Source organism: Antarcticimicrobium sediminis, assembly GCF_004348975.1.
In the GTDB taxonomy this organism is placed as follows: domain Bacteria; phylum Pseudomonadota; class Alphaproteobacteria; order Rhodobacterales; family Rhodobacteraceae; genus Antarcticimicrobium; species Antarcticimicrobium sediminis.
This window is the reverse complement of sequence record NZ_SMFP01000005.1, coordinates 121557-138217: the sequence shown is the minus strand read 5'-3', so window position 1 is coordinate 138217 and position 16661 is coordinate 121557. Positions and strand designations below refer to the sequence as shown.

The following is a 16661-nucleotide window of genomic DNA, read 5'->3' as shown; positions in this document are numbered from 1 at the left end:
GTCCCGGTTGCTTGCTAGGGGGCGCGGTGCCCCCACCACTATTCCAGTTCGATCGTCCCGGGCGGTTTCGAGGTGCAATCATAGAACACCCGGTTCACACCCTTGACCTCGTTGATGATCCGGGTCGAGGTTTCGCCAAGGAACTCGTGCGTAAAGGGATAATAATCGGCCGTCATGCCGTCGACCGAGTTCACCGCCCGCAGCGCCAGCGCATAATCATAGGTGCGCCCATCCCCCATCACGCCGACGGTGCGCATCGGCAGGATGGCGGCAAAGGCCTGCCAGATTTCGTCATAAAGCCCATGCTTGCGGATCTGGTCGATATAGACGGCATCGGCCTTGCGCAGGATTTCCAGCTTTTCGCGGGTGATCTCGCCGGGACAGCGAATCGCCAGACCGGGGCCGGGGAAGGGGTGGCGACCGATGAAACTGGCGGGCAGGCCCAACTCGTGCCCCAGCGCGCGCACCTCGTCCTTGAACAACTCGCGCAGCGGCTCGACAAGTTTCAGGCCCATCTTCTCGGGCAAGCCGCCGACATTGTGGTGCGATTTGATCGTCACCGAAGGCCCGCCGGAAAACGAGACCGACTCGATCACATCCGGGTACAGCGTGCCTTGGGCCAGAAATTCGGCACCCTCGATTTCATTGGCGTATTTCTGGAATACGTCGATGAACAATTTGCCGATGATCTTACGCTTTGTTTCCGGATCGGAAACGCCCTCGAGTTCCCCAAGGAACAGCTCGCTTTCGTCGGCATGGATCAGCTTCAGGTTATAGTTCTCGCGGAACATCTTCACGACCTGTTCGGCCTCGTTCAGCCGCAGCAGACCGTGATCAACGAAAACGCAGGTCAACTGCTCGCCGATGGCCTCGTGCAACAAGATCCCCGTGACCGAACTGTCGACCCCGCCAGACAGGGCGCAGATGACGTTCTTGTCGCCGACCTGATCGCGGATTTTCTGGATCATCTCTTCGCGATAGGCGCCCATCGTCCAGTCGCCGCTGAAACCCGCCAGTTTGACGAAGTTTTCGTACAGTGTGGCGCCGTTGGGCGTGTGGTGAACCTCCGGGTGGAACTGCACGGCAAAAAAGCGGCGGTCCAGATCGGCGGTGATGGCAAAGGGCGCACCGGGCGAGGTGCCATAAACCTCGAACCCGGGGGCGAGCTTGCTGACGTGGTCGCCATGGCTCATCCAGACCTGTTCGCGCCCGTCAAGGAACCAGCCGTTCAGCAGGTCGATCCGCTGTTCGGTGGGGGTGACATAGGCGCGGCCAAACTCGGCGGTGTGGCTTTCACCAGCCTCAACCGTGCCGCCCAGATCCTGCATCATCACCTGTTGGCCATAACAGATGCCAAGGATCGGCACCCCCAGATCATAGACCGCTTTCGGCGGCCGGGGCGAACCGTCGCGAACAACCGAATCCGGCCCGCCGGAAAAGATCACGGCCTTGGGCGAGAACGCGGTCAGAAACGTCTCGGTCACCTTTTGATAGGGGTGGATTTCACAATAGACGTTCAATTCACGCAAGCGGCGCGCAATAAGCTGCGTCACTTGGCTGCCGAAGTCGATGATGAGGAGGCGGTCATGCGATGTCTGGGTCATGTCAGGCCCATAGAATTTGCCCGCCCCGCTGGCAAGGGGGCAGATGCATCCAGTTGCGCAAATACGCCCTTCGCGGTGCGTTTCATGGGCATTTCGGGCATGTTCAGAACAGGACGCCCCAAAGACCCGGATCGACGGGCGCGCCGCGCCCCGTATCGCGCCCGCGCGTGGCGACACAAAACTGCGCCGACATGTCGCTTTTCACCGCCAAGGGCCGCAAACCTTCCCTGTCGGGCCGGGTAGGCAGGATAGACACGGGGGGCAAAGGCAAAGCTTTGGTGAGGACAGAACAATGACTGAAGCAGGAACAGTACGGCGGCGGGTGCGCGGCGGTGGCGGAGCAGCCCGACGGGCCGAACGGACCGCTGTGCAGATCGACACCGCGAAGTATATCGAGCGCAATATCCCCAATTACGAGATCCTCACCGAAGAGGCGTTGGAGATCATCGAGACCAATGCCGAAACCGTTCTGGCCGAGATCGGGGTGAATTTCGTCAACAATCCCGCCGCGCTGGAGCGTTGGCGCGCGGCAGGAGCCGAGATCGAGGGCGAGCGGGTGCGCATCCCGCGCGGGTTGGCGCGCAAGCTGTGTCAAACCGCACCGGCGCGGTTCACCCAGCATGCCCGCAACCCGGAGCGGAACGTGGAGATCGGCGGCAACACATTGGTTTTCGCGCCAGTTTACGGGCCGCCGTTCGTGCGTGATGCCGAGGGTGGTCGCCGCTATGCCACGATGGAAGATTTCCAGAACTTCGTGAAACTGGGCTATATGTCGAAATGGTTGCACCATTCCGGCGGCACCGTGTGCGAACCCACCGACGTCCCGGTGAACAAGCGCCATCTGGACATGCTTCTGGCCCATATGACGCTGAGCGACAAACCCTTCATGGGATCGGTCACGGAACCCAGCCGGGCTCAGGACAGCGTCGAGATGTGCGAAATCTTGTTCGGCAAGGACTTCGTGCAGGAAAACACGGTGATGACCTCGCTGATCAACATCAACTCGCCACTGACCTTCGACGATGTGATGATGGGCGCGCTGGAAATCTATGCCAAAAACAATCAGGCCTGTGTGATCTCGCCGTTTATCGTCGGCGGGGCGATGGCGCCGGTCTCGGTCGCCGGGACGCTGACCCAGGTTCTGGCCGAGGTTCTGGCCGGCATCGCCTATAGCCAGTTGGTCCGCCCCGGCGCGCCGGTGGTGTTTGGTGCCTTTGTCACCTCGATCGACATGAACAGCGGCGCGCCGACCTTTGGCACGCCCGAAGCCAGCCAGATCCTGTATGGCGCGGGCCAGTTGGCGCGGCGGATGGGGCTGCCGTTTCGTTCTGGCGGTGGGCTCTGTGCCTCAAAGCTGCCCGATGCGCAGGCGGCTTATGAGACATCCAACACCCTGAATGCCGCGCTGCTGGGGGGTGTGAACTTCATGCTGCACGCCTGTGGGTGGCTCGAAGGCGGGCTGGTTTCGTCTTTCGAGAAATTCGTGATGGATGCCGATCAGCTTGGCGTTCTGCACAAGCTGGCCGCCGGTGTGGCGGTCGACGAAAACGCCCAGGCGATGGGGGCCATCGCCGAGGTCGGGCCGGGCGGCCATTATCTGGGCTGCGAGCATACCCAGGACAATTACAAGGACGCGTTCTGGCGCAGCAATCTGCTGGACTACAAGCCGTTCGAGACATGGGAAGAAGAGGGGGCCCGCGACACCCAAGCCTTGGCCTCGGCGCGGGTGGCCTATCTGCTGAACGCCTATCAGCAACCCGCGCTTGATCCCGCAATCCAGCAGGCGCTGGAAGCCTATGTCGCGGAAAAGAAGGCCTCGATGCCCGACGCCTTCATGTAGGCCAAACTTCGTGTTGGCCCGCCTTTATGTGGGCAGCACGGCAATCGGGCGGGGCCACTGCAGGTCAAGCAGATGCGCCTCGCCGACAATGGCGATCAGAATATCCAGATGCCGGATCAGGGAATAGCCGGCGTCGTTTTCGCGTCGGCTGTCGTTCAATTCACCCTCCATTTCCATCAGACGGATCAGCGCTGGCGCCGGTGACGGCAGCCCGCCATATCCCAGCAGCCGAAGAAGATGGCGATCGCGGCGGTACTCCTGCGCCCCGATCCGCGCCGCGCGCACCAGCAGCCGAGGACGGCGGCAGGTGGCAAGGAGACTGTGCAGGTCTTTCATCGCGTGTCCTTTCGGAAAAGCATCGTCAGACCGGGAGCTTTACACAGCCCTAGGGGGTGTTGCGGGTGTGGCACTCAGCGTGCGCAGCTTTCATTTTTGTTTATCTTTTGGAAACAATGCTTTCGGTTCAGGCGTATTTTAACCAATGAGTAACCTTGGTTTCCCAGCCTTGGGGATAACCTTGGGGACAACCTCTGGAAAACCGGATCAGCCCTTGAGACGAGATGTCGGCGACAAGACAATGCATATGCCTTTTGCGGCTGTCCCGTTCCGGGTCCCGATTACCGCGCACAGGTATCTTCTCCACACTGTTGCAGGACGACCAATCCGGGCCTTGGCCCGGTCAGCGGGCTGTCATGCGTCGACTGTGTTGCGCCAGATCCACCGGGTTGAAACGCGCCGTGATGACCCGCTGGTTGATGCGGCGCTGGCCGCATTGGCACGGGCCTATTCCCCGCCCGCGCCGGATCTCATCGGACGGGCCCCTGCACAGGACCATGCCGCGATGCCCCAACAGCCTCAATCGCCCGAGACCGCCTCTTTCGAACGCCAGGCCCTGATTGTCCTGCGTCGGCTCAGCGATCCTGCCGCCGTGCTTGCCGTGGCAGAGCAGATGGAAAAAGCCGTGGTCGTTCGCGGCGATGCAGCAGGGGAGAGCACGCGCACCGCCGTCGTGGATGTCGAGATCGCCAAGGCCATGGCGCTGAACGACTGGATTGCCTGCGAAACGCCCGGTCGCGTCAGCCGCTATCGCATCACCGCGGCGGGCCGGGCAGAGTTGCGGCGTCGCTTGGCCGAGGCCGAGAACCGCGCGCGCGCCAGAAGCGATGACGGGTTTTCCGAGGCGCAGACGCCGTTTGGGGCCAGCGGCGCCCGCCCCGATACCGCCGGAGAAGGCGGCGCGCGGCGGGCGCGGTATTGCCGCGCCGAAAGCCCGATCACCCTTTTGGCGCGGCGCAAGGACCGGGACGGGCTCCCGTTTCTGGAGGAGGGGCTTGTGCGCGCCGGGGAACGGCTGCGCGAGGATTTCGAATTGGCCCAGATCGGCCCCCGGACCACGCAGAACTGGGACAGGTTCCTGACCGGGGGTCATCGCGATGGCACAGCTGGCACCGCGCCTTACGGCCCCGGAGCGGCCCGCGATCGTGTCGCCCGCGCACTGGCCGACCTTGGGCCGGGGTTAAGCGACGTGGCACTGCGCTGTTGTTGCTACATGGAGGGGTTGGAGCAGGCCGAAAAACGGCTGGGCTGGTCGGCGCGGTCCGGCAAGATCGTGCTGCGCATCGCCCTGCAACGTCTCAGCGCCTATTACGAACAGGACAGCGCCGACACGCTGGTTGGATGACGTCCGTCAGACGGTCCTGTGATGGGTGCGCCCACACATAGGGGCGGGTTGTCTCTGCGGGCGTTTGTGATAATCCAATCCTATGAACTTTACCCTGCGCCAACTCACCTATTTCAAGGCCCTGACGGTGCACCGGAATTTCGGACGCGCCGCCGATATGTGCAACGTGTCTCAGCCCGCGCTCTCGGTTCAGATCCGGGCGTTGGAGGACACGATGGGCGCACCCTTGGTCGAACGGCGCGCCCGCGATGTCGTGCTGACCGGGCTGGGTCGACAGGTTCTGGCCCACGCCGAAGAGGTGCTGTCGGCGGCGGGGCGCTTGGACCGGCTTGCGCGCGATCATCGCGGCGGGCGGTCGCTGTCGTTGGGGGTCATCCCGACACTGGCGCCCTATTTGCTACCCGGCGTTCTGGCCGCGTTGCGGGCCGCTGATCTGTCGCTGATCGTGCAGGTGCGCGAGGCCCGGACCGAGCGTCTGCTGGCTGCCCTGCAAACGGGCGAGTTGGACGTGGTGGTTCTGGCGCTGCCAACCGGTATGCGCGGTGTGGTCGAGCAGCCCTTGTTCGAGGATCGTTTCCTGCTGGCCGGATCGCGCGCGCGTCTGGCCCGGATGGAGGCGACCGGGCAGGTGCTGCGCCCCACTGACCTGCAACCCTCGCAACTGTTGTTGCTCGAGGATGGTCATTGCCTGACCGATCAGGCGCTGGAGGTCTGCGGCATGGACCGCAGCAGCGGCAATATCAATATGGGCGCCTCGTCACTGGCAACGCTGTCGCGGCTGGTGGCGGCCGGGTTCGGCCTGACCTTGATGCCGGAACTGGCTGCTGCGGCGGAACAGGCCGCCGATCCGGAGCTTGCCCTGCGCCGCTTTCCCAGCCCTGAACCGGCCCGTCAGATCGGTCTGGTGCGCCGTGACAGTACAGCGGGCGAGGATTGGTTCGATCGGCTGGCCGATCTGATCCGCGGGGTGGGCGAGGGGATCGTGACCGCCTATCGCATCGAAAACGGACCCGCAGAAAACAAGCCCATAGAAAACGGGCCCGCAGAACGCGGGCCCGGAAATCAGTCGACAAAGGTCGGCGATTAAGCTGCAGCGGCTTTCGCGGCTTCGACCAGATACTCTTTGACGGTCTCGGGCGAGGACACGCCATAGGGATCTTCGGGGTGGTTGTCCGACAGACCCGGCTCTTCGAACCAGGCTTCGATCACGCCATCCTTGACGATGGCGGCATAGCGCCAGGAGCGCAGGCCAAAGCCCAGATTGTCCTTGCGCACCAGCATCCCCATGCGGCGGGTGAACTCGCCCGACCCATCGGGGATCACCTTGACGTTTTTCAGCTCTTGCGCCTCGGCCCATTTGTTCATCACAAAGCTGTCGTTGACAGCCATGCAATAGATCTCGTCAATGCCCAGATCCTTGAAGGCGTCATAGCCGTTTTCAAACCCGGGAAGCTGGAAGGTCGAGCAGGTCGGCGTAAAGGCGCCCGGCAGCGAGAACAGGATCACGCGTTTGCCTGCGAAATAATCCTCGGTGGTCTTGTCTTCCCAGCGGAACGGGTTCGACCCGCCCACAGCTTCATCACGTACGCGGGTGTGGAAGGTCACGCTGGGCAGTTTCAATCCGACTTTCATGTCGCTCTCCTGTCAAATTCGGTCTGCCTGTGTGATTAAAATGATTCTAAGCTGTCTTCAACTGCGGAAATGCTGCACGTGCAGCATCAGTTTGCCGTTATATTTCAACATCGTGATGTGTTTTATCCAGCACGTATCCGCGAGAATGCTGTGCTTGCAGCCACGTAAATTCATGGCGGATATGCATCGCTGGAGGTTTCCCGGCTGCCCAGTTATGTTAGATCCGATTCAAACAGACATGATCAAGGCCGGCCCATATGCGTGATCTGAAGATCCCCGAACAGCGCCACCCGGAAAAGGCGCACCGCCCCGACAACGCCCAGCCCAAGAAGCCAAGCTGGATTCGCGTCCGGGCCCCCGGCGGCAAAGGCTATGCCGAGACCCACAAGATCATGCGCGACAACGGGCTCGTGACGGTCTGCGAAGAGGCCGGTTGCCCCAATGTCGGCGAATGCTGGAATCAGGGCCACGCCACCATGATGATCATGGGCGAGATCTGTACCCGCGGCTGTACCTTCTGCAACATCGCCACCGGCAAGCCGCAGGCGCTGGATGCGTTTGAACCCGGCCGCGTTGCCCATGCGGTGGAAAAGCTGGGGCTGAAGCATGTGGTCATCACCAGCGTCGACCGCGACGATATCGACGATGGGGGGGCAGATCATTTTGCCCAGACCATTCGCGCCGTGCGCCATCGCAGCCCCGCAACCACGATCGAAATCCTGACACCGGATTTCCTGAAATGCGCGCCTGCCGTGTTGGAACAGGTGGTCGAGGCCAAGCCGGATGTGTTCAACCACAATCTGGAAACCGTGCCCGGTCTTTACCCCTCGGTGCGCCCCGGAGCGCGCTATTTCCACAGCTTGCGGCTGTTGCAACGGGTGAAAGAGCTCGATCCGTCGATCTTTACCAAATCCGGCATCATGGTTGGCTTGGGCGAGGATGGCGCGGCGGTGCGGCAGGTGATGGACGACATGCGCGCGGCAGATGTGGATTTCCTGACCATCGGTCAATATCTGCAACCGACGCCAAAGCACCATGTTGTCGACCGGTTTGTCACGCCCGAGGAATTTGCCGCCTATGAAAAGGCCGCCTTTGGCAAAGGCTTCCTGATGGTCTCGGCCACGCCGCTGACCCGCTCGTCCTATCACGCTGGCGACGATTTCGCCCGGCTGCGCGCCGCGCGCGCGGAAAAGCTGGCACGCGTCTGATCTGGTCGTATCGCCTCGGCTTGGTGCGCACTCCCCAAGGGGCAGCGCGCACCATCATTCAAGCGATCACTTGCTTTGTGCCGGCTCCAACGCCTTCACGTAGGCGGCGACAGCGGCACGATCTTCGGCGCTCAACTGGCTGAAATTCTCGACCACGGCCACCATATGCCCACCAGCGCTGTCATAGTCGGGGGTAAAGCCGCTTTCCAGATAATAGGCGATCTCATCCGCGCCCCAGATCATCTTGTCCGGGGTCAGGGCCGGGATCGTGCCCTTGCCTGATGGGTTCGGTGCGCCCGCGAGCCAACGAGTGGTGTCGAGCCCGCCCAAAGGGCTGCGCGGCGTATGGCATTCGCCGCAATGCGCCAATGCCTCGACCAGATAGCGCCCACGTTCAAGTACTGGATCAAGATCGCCATCCATCACCCAATCGTCCTTGAGATAAAGCAGCTTCCAAACCCCGACGCCGCGGCGGATCGAGAACGGAAAGCCGACCTCATGCGGCTGACTGGGGGCATCGCTTTTCGGCAGGCCCTGCCAAAAGGCCCAAAGATCCGCGATGTCCTGATCGCGCATCTTGGTATAGGCGGTGTAGGGAAAGGCCGGGTAATAATGCTGCCCCTCGGGGGAGACGCCGCGTTTCAGGGCGCTGGCGAATTGTGCCCGTGTCCAGCCACCGATCCCGTGGGTCGGGTCGGGCGAGATATTGGGCGCAATGAAGCTGCCGAAATCCGAGGCAAACCGCTGCCCACCGGCCAATATCCGTTTTTCCTTGGATTCGGGCGCGGCGTGGCACGAGGCGCAGCCACCGGCCAGAAAAACCGTCTCGCCCCGCGTTGCGTCCCCGGCAAGCCCCGACAGGGCTTCCTCGGGCAAGGGGTGCGCCCGCGTCATCCACCACCCCGCCGCAGCAGCAAGCACCGCGACGAGGATCAATCCGCGAAAATAGCGCATGCGCCTGACCAGACCGGATCAGTTCGGCGCGCGGTGGACGTCGTGGCAGGCCTTGCAGGCGCCACCCAACTTGCCCATCGCCGGCCCCAGTGCCTCTTGCCCGGTGGCCGCGACCAGTTGCATCCCGGCGGCCGCTTCGCCGAAGCCGCCCCATTTGGCCAGGAAATCGTCATGATCATCCCAGATCGAGGGCATCGCACGGGTGCCGTCAATGCTCATGTTGTCCGACCCTTCGACCCACAGCGGCGTTGGGTCGATATGCGACACGGCGACCAGCGTATCAGCGGCGCGTTGCGCGGCCTCGGCGTCATAGGCGATCTTGCCCTGCGCCATGCCGCCCAGAATGCCGACATTCAGCGCCATGATCCGAAACTGACCCTGCCGGGCCTTCAGATTGGCCGAAAAATCCTGTGCGACGGCGATAGAGCCGATCATGGCCGCGGCTGCGGCAAGGGTGAAAACCATTTTCATCGTCATATTTCCCTTTTTGGTTCGTCAGATTTGGTGTGGTGACTTTGTTTTGGCGACAATGTCATAGTCTAGCTTGCACTGGCCATGAAACAACCAGACTAAAAACAGATCACGCCCACGTGATCCCGGGCGCGATCAAAAGACTGGCCGCATCCGTGGTCCGCCGGGCGGCAGGCTCAGCGCCTCAGTCCAGCCGATCCAGCGTTCGACGGCAACCAGCGCCAGACATATCCCGATCACGACCAGGATCAGAATCACCCGCTGTTTCGACGGTGGGTTCTGAACCCACCGCCGCATGCGCAGCAGCCAGAAAAAGTTCACGGCGTGAACCGCACCTTACCAATATAGGGCAGATTGCGATTCCTCTGGGCGAAATCCACGCCATAGCCGACGACAAATTCATCGGGGATCTCGAACCCGATCCAGTCGGCGGCGATATCCACCTCTCGACGCGACGGCTTGTCGAGCAGCGCGATGGTCTTCAATCGCGCGGGCTTGCGGCTTTGCAGCAGTGTGATGACGTGGTTCAGGGTAAAGCCGGTATCGACGATATCCTCGACGACCAGCACGTCCCGCCCCTCGATGGCCGAGCGCAGATCCTTCAGGATGCGCACCTCGCGGCTGCTTTCCTGGGCGTCGCCATAGGAGGAGGCCTCGATGAAATCGACCTCGATCGGCAGATCAAGCTCGCGCACCAGATCGGCGATGAACACGAAAGACCCGCGCAGCAGCCCCACCACCACCAGCTTGTCGGTGTCCTTGAATTCAGCCGTGATTTCACGGCTCAGCGTTTCGATCCGGGCGGCAATGGCCTTGGCCGAAATCATTTCGTCGATGACATATGGACGCTGTGTCATGGGTCCCCCTTGAACTTCGCGGCCAAGCATAGGACATGGGACGCCACTGTCACCCCGGAAACACCGACCAAAACACCGACCGAAACACCGACCCAGGAACACCGCGTCAGGATGCCGACCCACTCCGAGACCCGCCGCATGCCGTATACGGCCCGCGAAATGTACGATCTGGTTGCCGATGTGGCCAGATACCCCGAATTCCTGCCCTGGACCGCGGCGGCGCGCATCCGCTCGCGCACGCCCATCGCGGATGCGGGCGAGGGGGCGGGCGAACTGATGGAGGCCGATCTGGTGATCTCCTTCAAGGTGTTTCGCGAGCGGTTCGGCAGCCGCGTCACGCTTTGGCCCGATGTGGGGTTGATCGACACCGAATATCTGGATGGCCCGTTCCGCTATATGAAATCGCAATGGCGGTTCGTCGATCGCGACGACGGTTGTGACGTGGTCTTTTTCGTCGATTTCGAATTCAAAAGCGTGGTGCTGCAAAAGCTGATCGGCGTGGTGTTCAACGAGGCGATGCAGCGAATCGTGCGCGCCTTTGAGGATCGCGCCAAGGCCCTGTACGGCTGAACGGTCCGCCCGGCGCATTTGAGCGTCGCGGTTGTAAACGGGTCAGGACAGCGCCCCAAGAAGCAGCGCCAGCGCATGATCGCGGGCGGCCGCGCGCACATTGGCCCGACCCAACGCGCCGAACTCGACCGTTTCGACATGGGTCTTGTGCCCGGTCATGGCCAGCCCGAAACAGACCCGCCCCTCGGGCTTGTGCTCGGACCCGCCGGGACCGGCGATGCCGGTGATCGACACCGTCAAGGTCGCGTCGGACTGGTACAACGCCCCGTCCGCCATCTCGCGCGCGACCTGTTCCGACACCGCGCCATGGGCCGCGAGCGTCTCTGCCCGCACGCCCAACATGTCCTGCTTGGCGCCATTGGAATAGGTGACAAAGCCCCGGTCCACCACATCGGAGGAACCGGCAACATCGGTCAGCGCGGCAGCGACCATGCCGCCGGTGCAGCTTTCGGCGGTGGCGATCCTGATGCCCTTGGCGCGGGCGGCCTCAAGCAGCGCGGCAACGTTCATCGCAGCATCACCCCGTGATACAGAGCGGCGAGGATCACGGTGCAGATCCCGGCAAACAGCCCGGCCCAGAGATCGTCCAGCATCACGCCAGCCGGATCATGGCGTCGGTCGGCACGCCCCACCAGCCAAGGTTTCCAGATGTCGAATAGCCGGAACAGCAGGAACGCCGCCACCGCGCCGGGCCAGACCATCGGAACATCACGCATCCAGAACCCCATGGCGGGAAACAGCAGCGCCAGCCATTGACCGGCGACCTCGTCGATCACGATCTCGGAGGGGTCGTCGCCCGGCCGGTCGCGCAGCTCGGCGCCGATGGTATAGAACCCCAGCGCCGTGACCGCGACAAAGGCGAGGACCAGCGGCACGAAGCCCAGCCAATGTTCAATCGCCCAGCCCAGCAGAACCGCAGCGAGCGAGCCCCAAGTCCCCGGCGCGGGGCGCATCAGGCCGATGAAGCCGACGGTATTGATCGCACGCAGCATGGGTTATCCTTTGATCAGGGCAGTGGTTGCGAGCGCGGCGATGCCTTCGCCCCGCCCGGTAAAGCCAAGCCGTTCAGACGTGGTGGCCTTGACCGAAATGCGATCGGCGGACAGGTTGAGGATCTGCGACAGCGCGTGTGCCATGGCCTCGGCATGGGGGCCGATCTTGGGCCATTCGCAGACCAGCGTGCAGTCGATATTGGAAATCTGAAAGCCCATGTCGCGCGCCAGATTTCCTGCATGGCGCAGGAAAATGGCGCTGTCGGCCCCTTTCCACTGCGGGTCCGACGGCGGGAAGTGCCGCCCGATATCGCCCTGCGCCAGCGCGCCATAGATCGCGTCGGTGATCGCGTGCATGCCGACATCCGCGTCGGAATGGCCCTGAAGCCCGCGCTCATACGGTACCGCCACGCCGCACAGCATCACGTGATCGCCCGGACCGAACCGGTGCACATCATATCCGTTGCCCAGTCTTACATCCATGTCTTGCCTCAATATGCGTTCGGCCCGGGCAAAATCCTCGGGTCGGGTGATTTTCAGATTGTCCGCCTCGCCCGGGACGATGGCAACCCGCAGCCCGGCGGCGCGGGCAACCTCGACATCGTCCGCTGCGCCGCCGGGATGTGTGGCGTGGTGGGCAGCGTGGGCGGCGCGGATCGCGTCCAGATGAAAGCCTTGCGGGGTTTGCGCCGCGAACAGGCCGTCCCGATCCTGTGTGCCGGTGACCTCATCATCGGCCCCGGTCCAAAGCGCGTCGGTCACCGCCAACCCCGGTGCGGCCGCGGGTGCGTCGTCCAGCGCATGGATCACGGCGGCGATCAGTGCTTGCGAGACGCAGGGGCGGGCGATGTCATGGATCAACACGCGGTCGACGCCGATCCCGTCCAGCGCGGCAAGCCCGTTGCGCACCGATGCGGCGCGATCTGGTCCGCCAGTGGCAAGGATCAGCCGGGGATCGCAAGAGAAGCTCGCCCATGCTTCGGCGTCCTCGGGCGAAAGCACCAGCACGATGGGCCCGATCCCAGGCGCATGGTGAAAGGCGTCGAGCGTCCACTGGGCCACGGGTTTCCCCGTCAGCAGGCGCCATTGTTTGGGCAGGCCACCCCCGGCCCGTTGACCGCGCCCGGCCGCCACAAGTAAGGCCGCTGTGTTCATCCGATGGCTCCGAATTTCGCCGCCCGCCGGGCTGCGCCGCCCTATTTAGGCGGTGACGCGGGGCGAGGCAATCACCCCGCAGGTAGGTGATTAAATATTAGGCATGTGACAATTTGTTGGGCTTTGAAGTCGCCGAACTGATTGTTAACTTGTCGCGACTTCCCTAGATAGGCGGTAACTGCACAAGGATTGGGCATGTGACCGTTCGCCTGAAAACACAAACCCTTACGCCCCCGGTGGCCTTGGCCCCGATGGCCGGAATCACGGATCGACCGTTTCGCGATCTGGTGCGCCGCTTTGGTGCCGGGCTGGTGGTGAGCGAGATGGTCGCGAGCCAGGAGATGGTGCAATCCAAGCCCGGCGTGCGCGAACGCGCCGAACTGGGCATGGATGTGGAAAACACCGCCGTACAACTTGCCGGGCGCGAGGCGCATTGGATGGCCGAAGCGGCGCGTCAGGTGGCCGACCGGGGCGCCGCGCTGATTGACATCAACATGGGCTGTCCGGCCAAGAAGGTGACAAGCGCCAGCGGGGCAGGGGCCAGTGGCTCGGCCTTGATGAAAGATCTCGACCATGCGCTGACGTTGATCGAGGCCGTGGTCGGCGCGGTCGATCTGCCGGTCACGCTCAAGACCCGGTTGGGCTGGGACGACGATCTGCGCAATGCGCCGGAACTGGCCCGGCGCGCCGAGGCAGCGGGAATCGCCGTGATCACCATCCACGGCCGCACCCGCTGTCAGTTCTATCGTGGCAGCTCTGATTGGTCGGCGATCGCCTCGGTCAAGCAGGCCGTCGCCATTCCGGTTCTGGCCAATGGCGATATTTGCGGCCCCGAGGACGCGCGGCAGGCGCTGGCGCAGTCGGGGGCCGATGGCGTGATGCTGGGCCGGGGTGTGCAGGGCAAGCCCTGGCTGTTGGCGCAGATCGCCCATGAGATCTGGGGCGCGCCCGCACCAAGGGTGCCGCAAGGCGCGGCTTTGGCCGATATGGTCGCGGGCCATTACGAGGCGATGCTGGGCTTTTACGGTCGTGACCTTGGCCTGCGCGTCGCGCGCAAGCATTTGGGCTGGTACATGGACGAGGCCGGGACTGTTCAAAGCCTGCGCCGCGCCGTGCTGACCACGCGCGATCCCGATGCGGTGCTGGGGCTGTTGCCCGAAGCGCTGACCGGGGCCTCCCCCGATCAGGACACAGACACACGTAACAACGGACAGGTGGCAGCATGACCACGGACCAGACCATCTGGGCCTCGCTGCCCGTTCCCGCCATCCTGATCGACGAGAACAACCTCATTTTGGATGTGAACGCTGCGGGCGAGGGGTTTCTCAACGCGTCGAGCAAATCGGTCGCCGGCATGCCGGTCTGGGAGCAGATTACCATCGGCGCGCAGATCGAGGACGCCTTTGAACGGGCGCGCACAAAGGGCACGCCGCTGTTTGTCAACGATATCGACGTGGGCACCGGCAGCCGCGCACCGTTGCAATGCGCGTTGCATATCGCACCGCTGTCGGGGCATCCTGGACAGATGATCATGATGATCTCGCCGCGCGAACTGGCGGGCCGCATGACCCAGAACCATTCGGTGAAATCGGCGGCGCAATCGGCCATCGGCATGGCCGAGATGCTGGCGCATGAGATCAAGAACCCGCTGGCCGGGATCACCGGGGCGGCACAGCTTTTGAGCATGAGTCTTAGCCAGCAAGATCTGGAGCTGACAGACCTGATCGTGGAAGAAAGCCGCCGCATCGTGAAGCTGCTTGGACAGGTCGAGCAGTTTGGCAATCTCTGCGAGCCAGACAAGAAGCCGGTGAACATCCATGATGTGCTGGACCGGGCGCGGCGCTCTGCGTTGCTGGGGTTTGGCGCCCACATGAAGATCATCGAGGATTATGACCCCTCGCTGCCACTTGCTTGGGGAGATCCGGATCAGTTGCTGCAGGTGGTGCTGAATCTTCTCAAGAACGCTTCGGAAGCCGCTGATTCAAAAGGCGGAACCATAAGGCTGCACACCTATTTCGAGCATTCGTTCCGGTTGCGGCGCAGTGATGGCTCGGGCCAGTCGCTGCCGCTGCAGGTCGAGATCATCGATGATGGTCCGGGCCTGCCCGAGAATATCAAAGGTGACATTTTCGACCCGTTCGTGTCCGGACATGAAAACGGTACGGGGCTGGGGCTGGCGCTGGTCAGCAAGATCATCTCGGACCACGGGGGGTGGATTTCGGTCACCTCGGCTCCGGGCCGCACGGTATTCCGCCTGTCGCTGCCACGGGTGCCGAAGGACCATGAAAGTAAGGAGAACAACTGATGGACGGTACAGTTCTGGTTGCAGATGACGACCGCACGATCCGAACAGTTCTGACCCAGGCGCTGACCCGCGCCGGGTGCAAAGTTCACGCGACCAGTTCGCTGACCACGCTGATGCGCTGGGTGGCCGAGGGCAAGGGCGACGTGGTGATTTCTGATGTGGTCATGCCCGACGGCAACGGGTTGGAGATGCTGCCCAAGATCGCACAGGATCGCCCCGGGCTGCCGGTGATCGTGATTTCGGCGCAAAACACGATCATGACCGCGATTCAGGCGGCCGAGGCCGAGGCCTATGATTATCTGCCGAAACCCTTTGATCTGCCGGACCTGATGAAACGGACCGCCCGCGCGCTGGAACAAAAGCGCCGCGCCCCCACCCAGGACACGGACGGGGAAGCGGGTGTTGATCGCCCGGACGAACTGCCGCTGGTCGGACGCACACCGGCGATGCAGGCGCTGTATCGGTTGGTGGCGCGGGTGATGAACACCGATCTGCCGGTGCTGATCACCGGCGAAAGCGGCACCGGAAAATCACTGATCGCGCGCGCGATCCATGATTTCTCGGACCGGCGCACATTGCCGTTCATCACCGTTTCGGGCGCTGACCTTCAGGAACTGGAAGGGCCGGCGCGGGTGCTGGCGCGGGTCAAGGGCGGTACGCTGCTGATCGACGAGATCGGCGATCTGGAGGACGAAATTCAGGCCCGAATCGTGCGGATGATGGATGCGCCCGGCGATCATGTGCCGCGCTTCATGGCCACCAGTCAGGGCAATCTGACCACGGCCATGGAAGAGGGGCGGCTGCGTCAGGATCTGTATTATCGCTTGAGCGGCACCAATATCCATGTGCCGGCGCTGCGCGAACGGGTCGATGACATCCCCTTGATGGTCGAACATTTCCTTAACCGGGCCGAGCGGGACGGTGCCCCGGTCCGACGGTTGAGCGAGGAGGCCGAAGCCTTGGTGCGGGCCTATTCCTGGCCCGGCAACGTGCGTCAGCTGGAAAACGCGGTGCGGCGTCTGGTGCTGACCGGGCGCGCCGAGGAGATCACCCGCTCCGAGGTGGAAGCAGTGCTGGGGCGTCAGCCCGAGATGGAGCCGGTGCTGGACAATGGAGGTTCGGAAAAGCTGAACGCCTCGGTGGCGCGCCATCTGCGGCGCTATTTCGACCTGCATGGCGATATGCTGCCACCGCCCGGCCTTTATGCCCGGATCCTGCGCGAGGTCGAACAGCCGCTGATCGAAATCGCGCTGGATGCCACCGGTGGAAATCAGGCGAAATGCGCCGATTTGCTCGGGATCAACCGGAATACTTTGCGCAAGAAGATCACGGACCTCGATATTCAGGTGACACGGCGCCGCAAGTTGATGTAAATACGTCACAGAACCGTGG

The 16661-nt window shown here is 62.9% G+C and carries 18 protein-coding genes; 8 read left to right on the top strand and 10 right to left on the bottom strand.

Annotation, left to right across the window (positions count from 1 at the left end; translation table 11 throughout):
• Positions 1 to 38: 38 nt before the first annotated feature.
• Positions 39 to 1604: a glutamine-hydrolyzing GMP synthase gene (guaA, locus tag E1B25_RS09655; RefSeq protein ID WP_132828778.1), complete on the bottom strand. Its 1566-nt coding sequence runs from the start codon at positions 1602 to 1604 to the stop codon at positions 39 to 41.
• Between the two features lie 292 nt (positions 1605 to 1896).
• Here guaA and E1B25_RS09650 point away from each other — a divergent pair, with 292 nt between their 5' ends.
• On the top strand, positions 1897 to 3444 hold the full coding sequence (locus E1B25_RS09650; protein ID WP_132828777.1) for a trimethylamine methyltransferase family protein: 1548 nt from the start codon (positions 1897 to 1899) through the stop codon (positions 3442 to 3444).
• Between the two features lie 24 nt (positions 3445 to 3468).
• On the opposite strand, the gene E1B25_RS09645 is transcribed toward E1B25_RS09650, so the two are convergent.
• Entirely contained in the window at positions 3469 to 3780 is a 312-nt protein-coding gene (locus E1B25_RS09645) for a DUF6477 family protein (RefSeq protein WP_132828775.1), read from the bottom strand.
• 241 nt (positions 3781 to 4021) lie between these two features.
• On the opposite strand from E1B25_RS09645, the gene E1B25_RS09640 reads away from it, so the two are divergent.
• A complete protein-coding gene (locus E1B25_RS09640; RefSeq protein WP_132828774.1) occupies positions 4022 to 5125 on the top strand; it encodes a DUF6456 domain-containing protein in 1104 nt (367 codons plus the stop codon).
• Between the two features lie 82 nt (positions 5126 to 5207).
• Positions 5208 to 6212: a hydrogen peroxide-inducible genes activator gene (locus E1B25_RS09635; RefSeq protein WP_132828772.1), complete on the top strand. Its 1005-nt coding sequence runs from the start codon at positions 5208 to 5210 to the stop codon at positions 6210 to 6212.
• On the opposite strand, the gene E1B25_RS09630 is transcribed toward E1B25_RS09635, so the two are convergent.
• A complete protein-coding gene (locus tag E1B25_RS09630; protein WP_132828771.1) occupies positions 6209 to 6757 on the bottom strand; it encodes a peroxiredoxin in 549 nt (182 codons plus the stop codon). The two genes, E1B25_RS09635 and E1B25_RS09630, sit on opposite strands and share 4 nt — an antisense overlap.
• A 257-nt stretch (positions 6758 to 7014) precedes the next feature.
• Between E1B25_RS09630 and lipA the strand changes: the two genes are divergently transcribed.
• Positions 7015 to 7965 carry a lipoyl synthase gene (lipA, locus tag E1B25_RS09625; protein ID WP_132828769.1) on the top strand — a complete coding sequence of 317 codons (951 nt, stop codon included), beginning with the start codon at positions 7015 to 7017 and terminating at the stop codon, positions 7963 to 7965.
• A gap of 66 nt (positions 7966 to 8031) precedes the next feature.
• Here lipA and E1B25_RS09620 read toward each other — a convergent pair whose 3' ends face one another.
• The 4 genes from E1B25_RS09620 to hpt all read right to left on the bottom strand — a co-directional run bounded on the left by E1B25_RS09620 (position 8032) and on the right by hpt (position 10247).
• Positions 8032 to 8919, bottom strand: coding sequence for a c-type cytochrome (locus E1B25_RS09620; RefSeq protein ID WP_132828767.1), 888 nt, complete (start codon positions 8917 to 8919; stop codon positions 8032 to 8034).
• Positions 8920 to 8937: 18 nt separating this feature from the next.
• Entirely contained in the window at positions 8938 to 9390 is a 453-nt protein-coding gene (locus E1B25_RS09615; RefSeq protein ID WP_132828766.1) for a c-type cytochrome, read from the bottom strand.
• 135 nt (positions 9391 to 9525) lie between these two features.
• Complete coding sequence (locus E1B25_RS09610; protein ID WP_132828765.1) at positions 9526 to 9711, bottom strand: hypothetical protein; 186 nt, start codon at positions 9709 to 9711, stop codon at positions 9526 to 9528.
• On the bottom strand, positions 9708 to 10247 hold the full coding sequence (gene hpt, locus E1B25_RS09605) for a hypoxanthine phosphoribosyltransferase (protein WP_132828763.1): 540 nt from the start codon (positions 10245 to 10247) through the stop codon (positions 9708 to 9710). Before hpt ends, E1B25_RS09610 begins: the two co-directional genes overlap by 4 nt.
• Before the next feature lie 111 nt (positions 10248 to 10358).
• Here hpt and E1B25_RS09600 point away from each other — a divergent pair, with 111 nt between their 5' ends.
• Complete coding sequence (locus tag E1B25_RS09600; protein ID WP_132828762.1) at positions 10359 to 10817, top strand: type II toxin-antitoxin system RatA family toxin; 459 nt, start codon at positions 10359 to 10361, stop codon at positions 10815 to 10817.
• Between the two features lie 42 nt (positions 10818 to 10859).
• Here E1B25_RS09600 and E1B25_RS09595 read toward each other — a convergent pair whose 3' ends face one another.
• Genes E1B25_RS09595 through E1B25_RS09585 form a run of 3 tightly spaced genes read right to left on the bottom strand, consistent with a single transcriptional unit; the run spans position 10860 to position 12964 of the window.
• Positions 10860 to 11327, bottom strand: coding sequence for a CinA family protein (locus E1B25_RS09595; protein WP_132828761.1), 468 nt, complete (start codon positions 11325 to 11327; stop codon positions 10860 to 10862).
• Entirely contained in the window at positions 11324 to 11809 is a 486-nt protein-coding gene (locus tag E1B25_RS09590; protein WP_132828759.1) for a phosphatidylglycerophosphatase A family protein, read from the bottom strand. Before E1B25_RS09590 ends, E1B25_RS09595 begins: the two co-directional genes overlap by 4 nt.
• A gap of 3 nt (positions 11810 to 11812) precedes the next feature.
• Complete coding sequence (locus E1B25_RS09585; RefSeq protein WP_132828758.1) at positions 11813 to 12964, bottom strand: bifunctional 2-C-methyl-D-erythritol 4-phosphate cytidylyltransferase/2-C-methyl-D-erythritol 2,4-cyclodiphosphate synthase; 1152 nt, start codon at positions 12962 to 12964, stop codon at positions 11813 to 11815.
• Between the two features lie 197 nt (positions 12965 to 13161).
• Here E1B25_RS09585 and dusB point away from each other — a divergent pair, with 197 nt between their 5' ends.
• Genes dusB through E1B25_RS09570 form a run of 3 tightly spaced genes read left to right on the top strand, consistent with a single transcriptional unit; the run spans position 13162 to position 16642 of the window.
• The gene (dusB, locus tag E1B25_RS09580) at positions 13162 to 14190 is read left to right on the top strand and encodes a tRNA dihydrouridine synthase DusB (protein WP_132828756.1); all 1029 of its coding nucleotides are present in this window, start codon (positions 13162 to 13164) and stop codon (positions 14188 to 14190) included.
• Entirely contained in the window at positions 14187 to 15269 is a 1083-nt protein-coding gene (locus tag E1B25_RS09575; RefSeq protein ID WP_132828755.1) for a two-component system sensor histidine kinase NtrB, read from the top strand. The genes dusB and E1B25_RS09575 overlap by 4 nt, the downstream gene beginning before the upstream one ends.
• Complete coding sequence (locus E1B25_RS09570) at positions 15269 to 16642, top strand: response regulator (protein ID WP_132828754.1); 1374 nt, start codon at positions 15269 to 15271, stop codon at positions 16640 to 16642. The genes E1B25_RS09575 and E1B25_RS09570 overlap by 1 nt, the downstream gene beginning before the upstream one ends.
• The last annotated feature ends 19 nt before the right edge of the window (positions 16643 to 16661 follow it).

Excerpts from the sequence above, each read along its gene's own strand:
- guaA (WP_132828778.1), bottom strand. The coding sequence starts at position 1,604 with ATGACCCAGACATCGCATGACCGCCTCCTCATCATCGACTTCGGCAGC.
- E1B25_RS09650 (WP_132828777.1), top strand. The coding sequence starts at position 1,897 with ATGACTGAAGCAGGAACAGTACGGCGGCGGGTGCGCGGCGGTGGCGGA.
- E1B25_RS09645 (WP_132828775.1), bottom strand. The coding sequence starts at position 3,780 with ATGAAAGACCTGCACAGTCTCCTTGCCACCTGCCGCCGTCCTCGGCTG.
- E1B25_RS09640 (WP_132828774.1), top strand. The coding sequence starts at position 4,022 with ATGCATATGCCTTTTGCGGCTGTCCCGTTCCGGGTCCCGATTACCGCG.
- E1B25_RS09635 (WP_132828772.1), top strand. The coding sequence starts at position 5,208 with ATGAACTTTACCCTGCGCCAACTCACCTATTTCAAGGCCCTGACGGTG.
- E1B25_RS09630 (WP_132828771.1), bottom strand. The coding sequence starts at position 6,757 with ATGAAAGTCGGATTGAAACTGCCCAGCGTGACCTTCCACACCCGCGTA.
- lipA (WP_132828769.1), top strand. The coding sequence starts at position 7,015 with ATGCGTGATCTGAAGATCCCCGAACAGCGCCACCCGGAAAAGGCGCAC.
- E1B25_RS09620 (WP_132828767.1), bottom strand. The coding sequence starts at position 8,919 with ATGCGCTATTTTCGCGGATTGATCCTCGTCGCGGTGCTTGCTGCTGCG.
- E1B25_RS09615 (WP_132828766.1), bottom strand. The coding sequence starts at position 9,390 with ATGAAAATGGTTTTCACCCTTGCCGCAGCCGCGGCCATGATCGGCTCT.
- hpt (WP_132828763.1), bottom strand. The coding sequence starts at position 10,247 with ATGACACAGCGTCCATATGTCATCGACGAAATGATTTCGGCCAAGGCC.
- E1B25_RS09600 (WP_132828762.1), top strand. The coding sequence starts at position 10,359 with ATGCCGACCCACTCCGAGACCCGCCGCATGCCGTATACGGCCCGCGAA.
- E1B25_RS09595 (WP_132828761.1), bottom strand. The coding sequence starts at position 11,327 with ATGAACGTTGCCGCGCTGCTTGAGGCCGCCCGCGCCAAGGGCATCAGG.
- E1B25_RS09590 (WP_132828759.1), bottom strand. The coding sequence starts at position 11,809 with ATGCTGCGTGCGATCAATACCGTCGGCTTCATCGGCCTGATGCGCCCC.
- E1B25_RS09585 (WP_132828758.1), bottom strand. The coding sequence starts at position 12,964 with ATGAACACAGCGGCCTTACTTGTGGCGGCCGGGCGCGGTCAACGGGCC.
- E1B25_RS09575 (WP_132828755.1), top strand. The coding sequence starts at position 14,187 with ATGACCACGGACCAGACCATCTGGGCCTCGCTGCCCGTTCCCGCCATC.
- E1B25_RS09570 (WP_132828754.1), top strand. The coding sequence starts at position 15,269 with ATGGACGGTACAGTTCTGGTTGCAGATGACGACCGCACGATCCGAACA.